The organism is Nocardia sp. N2S4-5 (genome assembly GCF_044628355.1).
GTDB classification, from domain to species: Bacteria; Actinomycetota; Actinomycetes; order Mycobacteriales; family Mycobacteriaceae; genus Nocardia; species Nocardia wallacei_B.
On record NZ_JBIUPM010000001.1, the window covers coordinates 3,057,557 to 3,071,255 of the forward strand.

Consider the following 13,699-nt stretch of genomic DNA (forward strand, 5'->3'; position numbering starts at 1 on the left):
AACAACGGCGGATCTTGATCTCGGTCCGATCGGCCGGACCTGATGGTTCGGCAGGAAGGACCGACTGATGTCGGAGACACTGGCTGCCGTGGCGAAAGACGCGGTGGACACCAAGAAGCTGGCCGAGCAGCTGCTCGCGCAGGCCAAGGAACAGGGTATCGACCTGGTCGGGCCGGGCGGGCTGCTCAACCAGCTGACCAAGACCGTGCTCGAAACCGCGTTGGAGGCAGAGATGACCGAGCATGTCGGCTATGAGAAACACGACCCGTCCGGCCGTGGAACGGGCAACTCCCGCAACGGAACCCGAACGAAAACCGTGATCACCGAGATCGGCCCGGTCGGCATCGACGTGCCGCGCGACACCAATTCCTCGTTCGAACCCAAGATCGTCAAAAAGCGGCAGCGGCGCCTGTCTGGGGTCGACGAGATCGTGTTGTCGCTGACCGCGAAAGGCCTGACCACGGGCGAGGTTTCGGCGCATCTCGCCGAGATCTATGGGGCTTCGGTGTCGAAGGACACGATCTCGACGATCACCGAGAAGGTGGTCGCGGAGATGACCGATTGGTGCAACCGGCCCCTCGACGCCGTCTATCCGGTCTTGTTCATCGATGCCATCCACGTGAAGATCCGCGATGGTCAGGTGGCCAATCGACCGGTCTATGTGGTCATCGGTGTCACCACCGCCGGGGAACGTGACATTCTGGGGTTGTGGGCCGGCGATGGCGGTGAGGGAGCCAAGTTCTGGCTGCAGGTGTTGACCGAGCTGAAGAATCGTGGCGTGGCCGATGTCTGCATCGCGGTCTGCGACGGACTCAAAGGACTGCCCGAGGCGATCAACACCGTCTGGGCGCAGACGATCGTGCAGACCTGCGTTATCCATCTGCTGCGCAACAGTTTCCGTTATGCGGGCCGTCAGCATTGGGCCGAGATGAGCCGCGATCTCAACCCGGTCTACACCGCTGCGACCGAGGCTGCGGCTCGCGAACGGTTCGGCGAGTTCGCGGCGAAATGGGGCGAGCGTTACCCCGCGATCGTCAAACTCTGGGACAACGCCTGGCCCGAGTTCGTGCCGTTCCTCGACTACGACGTCGAGATCCGGCGAATCATCTGCTCCACCAACGCGATCGAGTCCCTGAACGCTCGCTACCGGCGCGCGATCCGCGCCCGTGGCCACTTCCCCAGCGAGCAGGCCGCGTTGAAATGCCTGTATCTGGTGACCCGTTCCCTGGACCCGACCGGGAAGGGTCGGGCACGATGGGCGATGCGGTGGAAACCAGCATTGAACGCCTTCGCCATCACCTTCGAAGGCCGGATCCACCCGACCGGGAACTAACCCACACCGAGGTCGGATCCGCCGTTAAACCGACAGTCCCACATCACGAAGTGATGCTGGAGTATTAGTCCGGTGAAGTATCCGGAAATGCCGCTGATCGGTTGTCCGGCAAGGCGGCTCGATGAGGTCGCCTGACCACACTCTTCTGCCGAATTGAGTGTGTTCGAACGTCTCCAGCCGGGAGTTCAGCCGTGCGGGCTACGGCACGGCTGGTGACGCGAACCCAGACAAGTAGGTCCGAACCCCCGCGTGGAAAGGGGGCTGCCGGGAGCTCGCATCAGCTGCTACGGTCACGCGGCAGCGCTGACCATATCGACCCCGGGAGCCGACAAGTGCATGACCGGATGCCATCCCTGGCGTGGAGGCGCGCATCCGCCGTGGTTGCCGTTGCCGCAGTTGCCCTCTGCCTCGCCCTGCTCTGGGTTTCGATGTCGAGAGAGTCATTCGGGTTCGCCTACAGCTCCTACATTCTGCTCCAGCTAGTCGGCCTGGTTTGGTTGGCGATCAGCGTGATCGGATTGTGGCGCTACCGCATTTGGCGCCGGAGCCTCATTGCTCCGGCGGTAGCGGTACTGGCCTATTCCATGTTGTGGACCGGGATGCCGGAAAAGCTCGGCTGGACGCTGTCGAAAGACGCGCTGGAGCACGCGGCCGTTACCTGCGCCCCCTCGAACGGCACCAGGCTCGGCGTCTATCACGTCTCGTCGATCGCCAAGCGAGACGGGGGATGCTGGCTCTACACCGAGGACAGCTTCATGGGCTCCTCCGTGGGATTCGCATACTTCCCCGATAGCGCCCCCCGCCCGACCAGTCATAAGACCAGCTACAGACACTTCGACGGCCCCTGGTACACCTTCGATCACGACTCATTCTAAGACTCTCCGTGCGTCACAAGACACCGCCGGGCCGGCACCCTGAGCACGAGAGCGATTGCCACGCGGTGGACTTCCATATCCAGGGCGTTGCCGTCGGCGATCACGTCCCGGAACGGTGCTCGTACTTCAGGGTGCCGAAGAATCGCTCGATCACCCCGTTGGTCTGTGGCGAGCGCACTCGGGTGCGGACATGCCGCAACAGCGGGTCCGGCCCGTCGAACGCGGTCTTGAACACCTCCCCGCGGAAACAGGGACCGTTGTCCGACACCACCGCGATCGGCGCGGGCGCCATGCCGAGCACTTCCCCTGCGGGCCCGAAGACCTCAACCTGCCCGCGATCGGCACGCAGGTCATCCAGGCCGAGGACCCGCTCGGCCTCGGCGACCGCGAGCATCAGGCAGGCGAGCGCATCAGCGCCGCGCCCGGTCGGTGTCACGGTGACGGCCAGGCAGTACTTGGTGGCGTAGTCGATCACCGCGCAGATCCGCCAGATACCGCCGCCGGTCGTCTCGAACTCGCTGAAGTCCGTCTGCCACACCCGGTTCCGCCGCGTGGGCGGGTCGCGGAACACTTTGCGCCGCAACACCGCCCACGATTTCCGGTCGGCGCGATACCCGCGCGGCAGCAGCAAACCACGGCGACGCAGTGCCCGCTCCACCGTGGAGGTCGACACCTCGTATCCGTCGGCGCGCATCATGGCGGCGATCTTGCGATGTCCCCATGCCGGCCACTCGTTGGCGTACTTGGCGGCGATGGGCTCGAATCGCTCTACCTTGGGCGCGGGCCACGGCCCGCGCGGTGGGGCGCTGTCGTGCAGGCGTGCTCGTCGTCGGCGGTAGGTGCGTTCGGGGATCAGCTGCTCGTTCTCCATCCGCAGTCGCCGTTGCTCCGGTGTACCCCTGCGCACCGGCCGGTCCACTCGGGCGGTCTTCCAGGGCTTTGGTTCCCGCGTCCAGGAACGCTTGCTTCCATTTCCCGACCGCCATCGAACTCACTCCACGCCGTCGGGCGGCTTCGGAAGCGCTGACTTCACCGGTCAGTACCGACAGCACTACCCGGACGAGCGGAATGCGGCATGTGCGGATGTTTCTGGTACCGCGCTCGGGAGCATTGACGCGGAAACCGTGGGGCCGGGACCGGGTCATCGACGGGGTGGTGCTGTGTGCTGAGATTCCTCAACCTGGCGCGGAGTGTGACTTTAGATCGCCGAGGCAGTAATCGTACCCAGTGGCGCCGTCGGAGTATGCCCTGTCGGTGCCAGCGACGCTGCCGCGGCAGCTCATCTGTTTCTCATCGAAGGGTACACGGTCGAGCACCACAAAGTCCGCAGCGGCATCAGAGCAGGACACCTTGATGAAGTTACCGCTACCACGCCGTGTCAGGCAGTCCCCCTTCTCGAAGGGGTCCTCGGACAGAATCCCACACGCCGTGGCGAACAGCGTCAGCGCCAACAGTGAAAAGATCCGCGAAGTGCGCATTTGCCGCCTTCCGACCGAGACATATTCCGCCGCAGTCTAAGTCGCGCGCATGATAGCACAGTCGGGCCTCAGTGACACTGCGGTTCGCCTGCCAGTGGCATGAGCGGATGGCGCAGCGAGAAGTGCCCGCTCGTCGGCATGAGCGTGCACACACGGTGGCCGGGAGTCTCTCGGCCCGTTGATCTTCCACGCGCCGGTGCTAGCCGGTTCGAGCGCGCGGGTCGCGGCATGAGCGGATGTTGGGTAGAAACGCGGCCGGGTGCCGACGGCATCTTGCCCGACATTGCCAACGTTTGCGTTCAGAGCTGTAGCGACTGGGTGCCGAGGACGGCGGCCAGGGCCAGGCGGTTGGCGTCCTCGGTGCCGGGCTCTGCGGTGTAGACGCTGATACGCAGGTCGTCCAAGGCAACGAGCAGCGTGTCGCAGTCGAGGGTGATCCGGCCGACCGCTGGGTGGTCGATGGTCTTGCGCCGGGATGGGGCGGCCAGGGACGGTGAGGGTTCGACGTCCCAGAGTTCGGCGAACCGCGCGCTACCGTCGGCCAGGTCGGCGACCAGGCGCCGCAGCGCGCCGTCGGCGGGGTAACGCGACACGGTTAGGCGCAGGTCCGCCACGAGCCGGGCTTCGTGTTCGGCCTGTTCGCGCGGGGTGTGCACGACCCGAGAGGGTAGCCGGGTGAGGTTGCGCCAGATGGCGTTGCGTTCCAGCCCGCGCCAGGTGGTCGTGTCGCCCATGAGCGCGTCGTACGGCGCATTGGCAAGCACGAGCGTCCAAGTGGCGTCGTAGACCACCACCGGCGTGTGCGACAGCCGGTCGAGCAGCCGCTGCACACTGGGGGTGACCCGCGACGGTACGACGTCCGGGCCGGGCGCGGCGTGCCCGGCCAGCCGGTATAGCAGGTCGCGCTCGGTGTCGGCCAGGCGCAGCGCGCGGGCCAGCGACTCCACGACCTGCGTCGACGGCGCGGTCGCGCGTCCCTGCTCGAGGCGGGTCAGGTAGTCGGCCGAGATGCCGGCGAGCGCGGCCAGTTCTTCGCGGCGCAACCCGTTGGCCCGGCGCCGCCGGCCCGCCGAGACACCGACGGCCTCGGGTGCCAGCCGGTCGCGCCAGCGACGCACAGTCGGGCCGAACTCCCACGCTTCCACGCGGTCCATTCTGGACGAGTCCGCACCGGTTGTCGTGGCCCTGACGGTCCTACGAAAACCGGACGACTGGCTGCGACCCCCTCGTGCTCGCAGGCTGGAGCCATGACCGAACCCGGAACCGTCCTCATCACCGGCCCCACGCGCAATCTGGGCCGCCACGCCATGCTGGCAATGGCCGACCGCCCGGACAGGCAGCGACCCGACCTGCTGCTCGTCGGCCGCGCCGGGCGTGACCTGACCGCGGTCGCCGACGAGGCTCGTGCCCTCGGGGCGCGCGTCCACGAGATCGGCTGCGACCTGGCGAGCCTGGCGGAGGTCCGTGCCGCCGCGGCTACCGCTCGCGGCCTCCTCGCCGACGGCGCCGTCCGTCCGCTGCGCGCGTTGGTTGCCAACGCCGGCACCATGTCGGCCGACACCAGGCGGGTCTCGGCCGACGGCTACGAGCTGACTTTCGCCGTCAACCACCTCGCCCACGCACAGCTCATCGGTGACCTGCTCAGCTCGTTCGCCGCCCCGGCGCGGGTCGTGCTGGTCGGCTCGAACACCTACCACGCGAACTTCTGGCGCAAGCTGCTACACGTGGCCGAGGCCGAGTGGACCGATCCCGTCGAACTCGCCCGCCCGGCCGGTGGTGAGCGAGCCCCGGGCATGGAGGCCTCCGGCATCGCGTACTCCAACGCCAAGCTCGCGGTCCTCTATTACGCCCACGAGTTGCAGCGTCAGGCCGGCCCGGGGATCAACGTGTCCGTGTTCGAGCCGGGCTGGATGCCCGGCACCGCGCTGGGTCGCGGCGCCCCCGCGGCGTTCCAGGTGATGAGCCGCGCCCTGGGTCGGATTCCCGGGGTCTCGACGCCGCAGCGCTCGGGGCCGCTGCTGGCGGCGATGGCCCTCGACAAGCGGTGGGCACACCTGCGTGACGGCGCGTTCGTCGTGAAGACCAAGCTGACCGAGGTCCAGCCAGTGGCCCACGACCGCGGCCGGGAGCGGCGCCTGTGGGAGGCGACCGCCGAGTTGTTGGAACGCGCAGGCGCGTCGCCTACCTCGGACACAAAGATATGACCGGCGAGCCCGACATACGATCAGCGGCATGTGCGGATGCCGGAGCTGTCTATGGTTCGGTGGTGCGCTCCGGGTCGTCACGCCACACGGATTCGGCTGGTATCACGCAAATCCGGGGTGCGAGTTCAGAAGTCGGTGTTGTCGGTCAGCAGATACAGGTTGTTCCAGGGATCGACGAACTTGACGAAGATGCCGCCCGGAGCGCTGAACGGCTCGCCCACGAACTTCACGCCCTTCGCGCCCAGCTCGGTGTAGGCGCGGTGCACGTCGTCGACCCGCAACACCATGCGTGAGTACTCGCCGATCGTGGCTTGGGCCGGACCGCCGGTGTAGTAGGTGTACGGCGACAACGCCGTCAGTGATCCGGGCGGCGCCACCTCCACGTATCGGGTATCGCCACCCATCGGCAGATCCTTGCGTTTTTCCATGCCCAGAACGCCGCAGTAGAACTCGATGGCGTCGTCGGTGTCGTCCACCGGGACGGACACGATGCTGATACCGGTGATCACGAATCTCCTCCTATGTTCACAGTGACTATATCCACGGTGAGTATAGTTGGGGTGAGAGAATAGGCAAGGTGAGGGACACGACAGCGGAAGAAGGGCGGCAGCCGCGGCGGCTGACGCATGCGGAGTTACTGATCGCCCTGGCGCTGGCCGAGGGACCTGCGCACGGGTACCGGCTGATGCAACGCGCAGGCCAGATCGAGCAGGACGCCACTGCTCTCGGTGCTGCCACCCTGTACCGCACCCTGCGGCGCATGCTCGACGACGGATTGGTTGCCCACGCCGACACCACCGAAACGACTGTCGACGAGCGGCGCAGGCCCTATCGGCTCACAGACGACGGCCTGCACGCCGTCGCCGCTGAAGGCCGCCGAATGGCTGCGCTCGTGGGTGAGGCCGTCGCCCGCGGCATCCCCGAACGATTTCACAGTCTGACCGTCCAGCTCACCGTCCGCGACACTGACGCGGCAATCAGCTTCTACACCAACGCGTTCGCCGCCCGGGAACTCAGCCGCCACCACCACAGCGACGGCCGCATCAGTCACGCCGAACTCAATATCGGCGACTCGATACTGCTCGTCCACGACGACTTCAGCGACCTCGACGGCCCTGCTGCCCCGACCTGCGACACCGGGGTCACCATCCACCTCTACGTCCCCGACGCCGACACCACCTTCGAACGAGCGCTCGCCGCCGGCGCCACCGTCGTCTCACCCATGGCCGACCGATTCTGGGGCGACCGCTACGGCATCCTCGTCGACCCCTACGCACACCGATGGTCCATCGGCACCGGCAATCACTGACTCACGCTCACAGCCACGTACCGAACACCGCCTCACCACCACCGGCCAATACTCGAAGACAGATGTCCACAACACGAATAAGCAGTTCAGACAGCGGATTTGGTGCCCAGAGTCGAGATAAGCGCCGCGATAGTCGACCGGCTCACCTTCGGCGGCCACATCATCGAAACCGGCACCGACTCCTACCGGCTCGCCCACACTCGCTCCAAGAACTGACCTCGAGCCCGACACCACAACACCGCTCGACCGACACGCCGGTCGAGCGGTGTTCATTTGAATCCCCCGGCATGCCGGGGAACATCATCTTTCCGGACTCACCGGGGGGATTCACTTCGAGCCGTTGTCACTGAAGATGAGCCAGCCAGGTCACAGCCCGACGACTGGCTCAGATTCAGCGGCACAGGACAGTGGCGACCGCCGTCACTGCCGAGTCCCGCGCCGAATACGAGCGGGCCGCCGCCGAGTCCGGGGTCCTACGGTGCGGGCCCGGCACAGTCGGCTCCTCCGCGGTACCACCTGCAGGGCTCGGCCCAGCCGCGGCGTCGGCCGGGGCGTGGTTCGACTTGGGTGTTTGCGGTGTGGGATTCCTGATCCCGGCGGCGGTGGTGGCGGTCGGTGTCGTGATGACCGGCGGCAGTTCCGATGATTCGAGACCTGGGGGAATGCCGGGGCTGTCGAGGAGCAGGCGGCTCTGACGTACTCCACCGGTGAGGCTGGACTCGTGGTCGCGTTCGGCGCGGGGTTCGTCATCGAGGACCGACTGGGTAAATGCGATCAGCGCATCGGCGACTTCCTCGTCGGTGACCGGCTGGTGATACCGCGTGCCCGGCAAAAATCGCCATCTCAGCGGTAGAGGGCCCGGCTCGGCGGATCAGACCGTCTGTGGCAGCTGATTACATGCTGGGCCGATGAGTTCGCGGGTTCTTTCGGATCAGTACTGGTGACACTGATTCACTGAAGGAGCCAGGATGACCACGACTGTCATGGTGCAGTATCGGACGCATGCGGCGGCCGCGGACGAGAACCAGCGGTTGATCGAGGGTGTTTTCGCCCAGCTGCATCGGGGACAACCAGCGGGATTGCGCTACGTAGTGTATCGGCTGGATGACGATGCGAGTTTTGTGCACGTCGCTGCCGATGAGCGTGACGGTACGTCGTTGACCGAGTTGACGGCGTTCGCGGAGTTTCAGCGCGATATTCGTTCCCGTGTGCAGGAAGCACCACGGTCGTCGCCCGCCACGGTCGTCGGCTCTTACCCGGCCGCCGGTGCCGGCCAGGCAGCGGTGGTTGTTGCGGTGGCGTTCGTCGAGGCGTTCGGCAAACGTGACATGTCCGCGGTATCGGCGCTGTTGGCCGATGATGTGCTGTTCGAGAGCCCGCGGGTGCGTATCACCAACGCGACGGACGTGCTGGCGGCTGTCACCGACTTCGCCCAGGCGGTCACCGGAGTCGACATTATCGACGCCTTCGGTGATGACGAGCGCGCCGTGGTCGTCTACGACATGCACACCGGGCCGTTCGGAACGCTGCGCACCGTGGACCATGTGGTCGTCCGGGACGGTCGAATCGCCGCAGACACCGTGGTTTTCGATACTCATCGGATCCGTGCATGACGCACCCGATCGAGTCCGCCGCCCAACAGTTTCGTGGCGAGTTGTTCACCTACTGCTACAGAATGCTCGGTTCGCCCCACGATGCGGAAGACGCGATTCAAGAGGTATATCTGCTGGCGTGGCGCGGATACGACGATTTCGAAGGCCGTGCATCGCTGCGGACCTGGCTCTACCGCATCGCGACCCGGGTCTGCCTGAAAGCGATTGACCGCCGCGGTCGTCGCGCGCTGCCCTCGGGGCTGGGCGGGCCAGGTGACCCGGCAGAGCCGGTGCACCCACGCTTGCGTGAACTGTCCTGGGTCGAGCCGGCACCCGACACGGCACTGGACCCGGCAGCGACGGTCGAGTCGAGGCACGCGACCCGGTTGGCGTTCATCGCCGCGTTGCAACACCTATCCGGACGACAGCGAGCCATACTCATCCTGCGTGACGTACTGATGTTCCCGGCCGCCGAGGTCGCCACTCTGCTGGCCACCACGACCACGGCAGTGAACAGCGCACTGCAGCGCGCACGGACCCAATTGGCCGCACTCGCCCCGACTGGATACGACCTGTCCGAACCAACGGATCCGAGGCGGCGCGAAGTACTCGACCGATATGCCATCGCGTTCGAAAACGCCGATATCGCCGAGTTGGTGCGAGTGCTCACCGAAGACGCGGTGCTGGAAATGCCTCCTGTCCCCACCTGGTTCCGGGGCCGCGACCATGTCGGAGAATTCCTGCGCTCCAGGTTGACCACGCCCGGTGCCGTCCGGCTGGTGCCTACCGCTGCCAATACCCAGCCTGCATTCGGTGTGTACCTGCACGGTCACGGCGGCGCCCATCACCCGCATGCCCTGCAGCTTCTCACCCTCGCCGAACCGGGTATCGCACGCATCGACATGTTTCACGACCCCGCACTTTTCCCACTCTTCGACCTTCCCGATCTCATTCAGAAAGCAGAACGATGAAACTTCTCACAGGGGTCACCGGTTACGCGGGCTCGATGGTGGTCCGTGAATTCGCAGCTCAACAGGTTCCTGTCCGAGTACTCGTCCGCGACCGCGGCAAAGGACGCTGGCTCGACGATCTCCCCACCGTCGAGATCGTATACGGCGACATGCTCCAGCCGGACACACTCACAGCGTCGCTGGCCGATATCGACCGTGTTCTGATGATCTCTTCGCCCAGGCAGAACATGGTCGAGACCCAGTGCCGGTTCATCGACGCCGCGAAGGATGCCGGCGTCGGGCACATCATCAAGTTCAGCGGCAGAGAATCGGGCACCACGTTCGACCCGAACAGTTTTCGCGGCACCCGCTGGCACCTGGAAATCGAGCGTTATCTCGAGGCATCGGGGCTGGCCTGGACCCACCTGCGACCGAGCCAGTTCATGCAGTTCTACCTACCCGGCACGCTGACCGGCGTGGACCGCCAACGGCGAGAGTTGGTCATGCCCATCGGAGACAGTCGCCTGGCACCGGTCGACATCGCCGATATCGCCAAAGTGGCCGTCGCGATGATGCAAGCAGACGGCATCGCGGGCCGGGCCTTCGACATGACCGGACCCGAAGCGCTCACGATGGACGAAATCGCGGCCCGGATTACCGCGGCCACCGGTCGCCGGTACCGCTACACAGCGGTAACCCTCGAGCAGAAGCGAGCCCTGCATCAGGCCGAAGGACTCCCACCCGACGTGCTCGACCTCCTCGACGAAATCTACCGCGGCCGAGCGAAATCCCCCGAATCGCAGGTGGTCCTCGACACCCATCGCGAATTCGGTATCGAGCCGACCAATTTCGCTGCGTTCGCCCGTCGCTACGCCGCCACCTTCGAAGACCTCGCGGAAGGAGCCCCCGTGCGGTGACCAGACCGGTATCCGTCTTCGTAATGCTCCGAACGACAGCGGTCGGGGTCTGACCGACGCGCAGTGGCGCGTTTGCAGCGGCCACACTTGACCTCAACTATAGTTGAGGTCATACGGTCCCGAACCCTTGACTGGAATTCGCCTCCGATAGAGGAGGGCCGAGCAGCATCAGTGGAGTCGGCGTGTGGGCGGATGCGGGCGTCCACAGGATGCCGGGGATCGCGCCGAGGGTGAATTCGCGTTCGAGGACGCCTTCATCGAAGCGCTGTTCAGAAGTGAAGTGCATGGTCGTGCCTTTCGGGATCGCTCTGCAACGGCGCTCGCGGACGACCCCTATCGCCCGACCGTGACCCCGGAGGGGAGCACCCATGTCGATACTGCATTCACGGGTACCACCTCGTCCGCAAGGCCCGGGAATTAGAAGATGCGGAAGGATCGCCCCCATACGTCTGGCTAGCGGTGCACGCCTGGTACGAAGGTGCTCTGAGCATTCTCGCCGCTCCGCTCGAATCCGACGAATAAACAACAGGACAGATATCGCTCGGCTTCCATGCCTGGCCACAACAAATGCCGAATCGAAAACGTGGGGTTTCCGCGGGGTCAGGCCAAACTAGACAGGTCAGGACCGGTACAATACCGGTCCTGACCTGCATCTTTCGGTGGAGCTAAGGGGACTCGAACCCCTGACCCCCACAGTGCGGGAAGGCTCGACTACCACAGGCAACTAGAGACGACCAAGTGATGTAACAAAGACCTGATGACCAGCGGAAACTGCAACGGTGCGCAACTTTGCGGGATCGCACACACCTTCTATCCCGTAGGGCGATGCGGGGATTTGTTGGGACTTAGTTGGGCGCTCCCCGCCGCTCCTGGCGGCGTGTCGCGAGCAAGACACGCCGATCGAATAGCGTCACAGCAAACTCCTAGTCACCGAATGGGCCAGTGGCCAGGACGGGCGTCGGTGATGTTGGGACATGCCAGCCTGGAGGTAGGTAGCGGTCGCGGGGTCACGTTTCGGTTAAGCACTACATAGGGTTGTGCGGCAAGCCCCAAGGGGCGCGGCAGCCTTGCCTTATGGTATTAGGCGTGGCTCAGGTAGGCGTTTGCTGGTGGAGCGTGGGCGCGCGGTAGTGCGTCAGGGCATTGTGGGAGGTAAGCGGAATAGTGGTAAGAGCGAGAAAGCTGCTAGAGGTGGTTCGGAAGGCTGCGAAGCGTGATCGCGATGATAAACATCCGCTACTGATTACCGGCCGAGGTGTCCATTACTCGTATTTCTTCGACCTGGGTCCTGGATTAAACATACATTTTCTCGCTGATCGTCTTTTGCGCGAAAATATGGCAACAATCGCCGCTAGTCCCACAAACAACGAACTTAGGGTGAGTAACGGGATAGTTGATACCGACAGGTCCTTGAAGGAAGCTGAGAAGTTCGAATCACTCACGCGAGAGCTTGCTTCAGGAAAGTTGGGCATCGTTCGCTTTTTTCTATTAACACCTCGCTGGGCGCTAGTGAAATTTTTGAGGAATCTAGCCTTAATACTAATGACGTGGCTCAAGCTTCGACCAGCGAAGGAGCCAGAGCCGTCTGCTGAGAGTGGTTACGGCGACATACTAAGATCCGCAACAGAGTCGAAAGAGATGCTTCAATCGGCGCTGATGGAGTACGCTACAATTGGTGCATTAAGAGTCCGCATGGAGCAGCAGCGGCATCTTCCGAGATATTTCTCCGTCGAACCATATATACGGCTTGCGTTGAATCGCGCATTTTTCGAGGATGAACGTGGAGATGAAGAGGATGCGTTCGAGATCTCGTTGATGATTCATCGTTCAGGGGTTTGCGCAATGACCTTCAGCGCCGGGGTTGGTCGGTGCTTGGGTATCAAAGATCTGCGACGCTGCATATATAGTGGAGACAGGCATCTTCGCTGGGTGAAGATATCCGTCCCGATTATGGCGAGATTTGCGCGCAGGGAAGGTATTAGGTTCAAATACCGCACCTTGCGTCGATCGAACCTTGAGCACGCCGAAAACCAGAAATGGTTGAAGATATCCGCAAGTGCGGAAGCCGCGAAGTTCGATGACAAGCCCCTTTCTGTGCAGTCGGTTTTCGAGGCTTATTTGAAGGCAGTCGAGAGTATTGCTGGACGCCAGTCGACTGACGGATGGGATTGCTATTCGACGCTATCTCTCGGCGCTCCTATCTGCTGTTATGACCATGATGCGAAGATCGTGCATCGCGATGAATTTTCACAGCTGATGCTTAGGACTCTGCACGATGTCGAACTTGAGGAGTCGACTAAGCACTCTCTTCTGAAGAACCATCTAAAGATACTGGACAAGGAGCTTTGGTTATCAGCTCGGAATGCCATATATGTGGACTGGAATGGCGCAGGTCCGGACCTCATAGATGATATTCACATACTCATACCGATTGAGTCGGCAATGCTTCAGGCGAAGCAGCTCGAGCAAATTGACGGTATTACCTCAGACGCCGTCGTAAGGGACCGGTCGCTGTTTAAGTCTCAAAACATTCTAGCTGTTGGTCTTCAAGAGTATCGAAGGTATCTACTGGCAGGCCCAGACGATTCCGCTATTGTAGACGCTGTACTTGAAATTAACGACTACCATAGCTTGTACACGCGCCTTTTGGAGCGTGTAAAACTGCTTGAAAGCCTCGTTTCGGCACGGTACTCAAGAATGCAGAGTCGCCGGTCCGTGGGCATTTCCGTTGCAGGATTTATGGTAGTTCTCTTCGCGTTACTGCCACGAATATCTGAGACGTTGGAAGAGTTTGCTAGAAAGGGGGGGTGGGCAGCGAGTCTTGTCGGCAAGATCGACAGCATCTTCGGAGGACGCGATCCGGCCACGTTGTGGATTTACGTAGCGATCTTATCGATTTCCCTATGTATGATACTGATGCTTTCATTTCGCTTCAGGTTGAGCCTTCCGAGAAGAAAGACATTCGGTAAAAGGATACCTAGGGACATCTCGATCGTGGTGGTAAATGAAGCGCCTGTGGTAGGTGAATAGATGGCAAGCCC

At 63.2% G+C, this 13,699-nt stretch carries 12 protein-coding genes and 3 pseudogenes; 9 read left to right on the forward strand and 6 right to left on the reverse strand.

Annotated elements, in window-relative coordinates; all coding sequences use genetic code 11:
- Positions 1–67 precede the first annotated feature (67 nt).
- Together ACFMRZ_RS13765 and ACFMRZ_RS13770 are read left to right on the forward strand one after the other, a co-directional pair.
- On the forward strand, positions 68–1,333 hold the full coding sequence (locus ACFMRZ_RS13765) for an IS256 family transposase (protein ID WP_400177628.1): 1,266 nt from the start codon (positions 68–70) through the stop codon (positions 1,331–1,333).
- A 377-nt stretch (positions 1,334–1,710) separates the two neighbouring features.
- The gene (locus ACFMRZ_RS13770) at positions 1,711–2,208 is read left to right on the forward strand and encodes a hypothetical protein (protein ID WP_400179458.1); all 498 of its coding nucleotides are present in this window, start codon (positions 1,711–1,713) and stop codon (positions 2,206–2,208) included.
- A 100-nt stretch (positions 2,209–2,308) separates the two neighbouring features.
- On the opposite strand, the gene ACFMRZ_RS13775 is transcribed toward ACFMRZ_RS13770, so the two are convergent.
- The 3 genes and pseudogenes from ACFMRZ_RS13775 to ACFMRZ_RS13785 form a co-directional block, all read right to left on the reverse strand.
- Complete coding sequence (locus ACFMRZ_RS13775; RefSeq protein ID WP_400183064.1) at positions 2,309–3,079, reverse strand: transposase; 771 nt, start codon at positions 3,077–3,079, stop codon at positions 2,309–2,311.
- A gap of 52 nt (positions 3,080–3,131) precedes the next feature.
- Positions 3,132–3,353, reverse strand: a pseudogene (locus ACFMRZ_RS13780) (hypothetical protein); the annotation flags it as partial.
- 632 nt (positions 3,354–3,985) lie between these two features.
- Entirely contained in the window at positions 3,986–4,840 is an 855-nt protein-coding gene (locus tag ACFMRZ_RS13785; RefSeq protein WP_400179459.1) for a helix-turn-helix transcriptional regulator, read from the reverse strand.
- Positions 4,841–4,933: 93 nt separating this feature from the next.
- Between ACFMRZ_RS13785 and ACFMRZ_RS13790 the strand changes: the two genes are divergently transcribed.
- The gene (locus tag ACFMRZ_RS13790; protein WP_400179460.1) at positions 4,934–5,890 is read left to right on the forward strand and encodes an SDR family NAD(P)-dependent oxidoreductase; all 957 of its coding nucleotides are present in this window, start codon (positions 4,934–4,936) and stop codon (positions 5,888–5,890) included.
- A 125-nt stretch (positions 5,891–6,015) separates the two neighbouring features.
- Here the strand turns inward: ACFMRZ_RS13790 and ACFMRZ_RS13795 are convergent, their stop codons facing one another.
- Entirely contained in the window at positions 6,016–6,399 is a 384-nt protein-coding gene (locus ACFMRZ_RS13795; RefSeq protein ID WP_400179461.1) for a VOC family protein, read from the reverse strand.
- Positions 6,400–6,467: 68 nt separating this feature from the next.
- On the opposite strand from ACFMRZ_RS13795, the gene ACFMRZ_RS13800 reads away from it, so the two are divergent.
- Together ACFMRZ_RS13800 and ACFMRZ_RS13805 are read left to right on the forward strand one after the other, a co-directional pair.
- Positions 6,468–7,199, forward strand: coding sequence for a helix-turn-helix transcriptional regulator (locus ACFMRZ_RS13800; protein WP_400179462.1), 732 nt, complete (start codon positions 6,468–6,470; stop codon positions 7,197–7,199).
- 117 nt (positions 7,200–7,316) lie between these two features.
- Positions 7,317–7,549: pseudogene (locus tag ACFMRZ_RS13805) on the forward strand (hypothetical protein); the annotation flags it as partial.
- Between the two features lie 41 nt (positions 7,550–7,590).
- Here the strand turns inward: ACFMRZ_RS13805 and ACFMRZ_RS13810 are convergent.
- Positions 7,591–8,031, reverse strand: coding sequence for a hypothetical protein (locus tag ACFMRZ_RS13810; protein ID WP_400179463.1), 441 nt, complete (start codon positions 8,029–8,031; stop codon positions 7,591–7,593).
- A 151-nt stretch (positions 8,032–8,182) separates the two neighbouring features.
- Between ACFMRZ_RS13810 and ACFMRZ_RS13815 the strand changes: the two genes are divergently transcribed.
- Genes ACFMRZ_RS13815 through ACFMRZ_RS13825 form a run of 3 tightly spaced genes read left to right on the forward strand, consistent with a single transcriptional unit; the run spans position 8,183 to position 10,658 of the window.
- Positions 8,183–8,812, forward strand: coding sequence for a nuclear transport factor 2 family protein (locus ACFMRZ_RS13815; protein WP_400179464.1), 630 nt, complete (start codon positions 8,183–8,185; stop codon positions 8,810–8,812).
- A complete protein-coding gene (locus tag ACFMRZ_RS13820) occupies positions 8,809–9,762 on the forward strand; it encodes an RNA polymerase subunit sigma-70 (protein ID WP_400179465.1) in 954 nt (317 codons plus the stop codon). Before ACFMRZ_RS13815 ends, ACFMRZ_RS13820 begins: the two co-directional genes overlap by 4 nt.
- Positions 9,759–10,658, forward strand: coding sequence for an SDR family oxidoreductase (locus ACFMRZ_RS13825; RefSeq protein ID WP_400179466.1), 900 nt, complete (start codon positions 9,759–9,761; stop codon positions 10,656–10,658). Before ACFMRZ_RS13820 ends, ACFMRZ_RS13825 begins: the two co-directional genes overlap by 4 nt.
- A gap of 151 nt (positions 10,659–10,809) precedes the next feature.
- Here ACFMRZ_RS13825 and ACFMRZ_RS13830 read toward each other — a convergent pair.
- Positions 10,810–10,944 (reverse strand): annotated as a pseudogene (locus ACFMRZ_RS13830) (alpha/beta hydrolase); the annotation flags it as partial.
- Positions 10,945–11,993: 1,049 nt separating this feature from the next.
- Here ACFMRZ_RS13830 and ACFMRZ_RS13835 point away from each other — a divergent pair.
- On the forward strand, positions 11,994–13,688 hold the full coding sequence (locus ACFMRZ_RS13835; protein ID WP_400179467.1) for a hypothetical protein: 1,695 nt from the start codon (positions 11,994–11,996) through the stop codon (positions 13,686–13,688).
- Positions 13,689–13,699: the final 11 nt, after the last annotated feature.

Excerpts from the sequence above, each read along its gene's own strand:
- ACFMRZ_RS13765 (WP_400177628.1), top strand. The coding sequence starts at position 68 with ATGTCGGAGACACTGGCTGCCGTGGCGAAAGACGCGGTGGACACCAAG.
- ACFMRZ_RS13775 (WP_400183064.1), bottom strand. The coding sequence starts at position 3,079 with ATGGAGAACGAGCAGCTGATCCCCGAACGCACCTACCGCCGACGACGA.
- ACFMRZ_RS13785 (WP_400179459.1), bottom strand. The coding sequence starts at position 4,840 with ATGGACCGCGTGGAAGCGTGGGAGTTCGGCCCGACTGTGCGTCGCTGG.
- ACFMRZ_RS13790 (WP_400179460.1), top strand. The coding sequence starts at position 4,934 with ATGACCGAACCCGGAACCGTCCTCATCACCGGCCCCACGCGCAATCTG.
- ACFMRZ_RS13815 (WP_400179464.1), top strand. The coding sequence starts at position 8,183 with ATGGTGCAGTATCGGACGCATGCGGCGGCCGCGGACGAGAACCAGCGG.
- ACFMRZ_RS13820 (WP_400179465.1), top strand. The coding sequence starts at position 8,809 with ATGACGCACCCGATCGAGTCCGCCGCCCAACAGTTTCGTGGCGAGTTG.
- ACFMRZ_RS13825 (WP_400179466.1), top strand. The coding sequence starts at position 9,759 with ATGAAACTTCTCACAGGGGTCACCGGTTACGCGGGCTCGATGGTGGTC.
- ACFMRZ_RS13835 (WP_400179467.1), top strand. The coding sequence starts at position 11,994 with ATGGCAACAATCGCCGCTAGTCCCACAAACAACGAACTTAGGGTGAGT.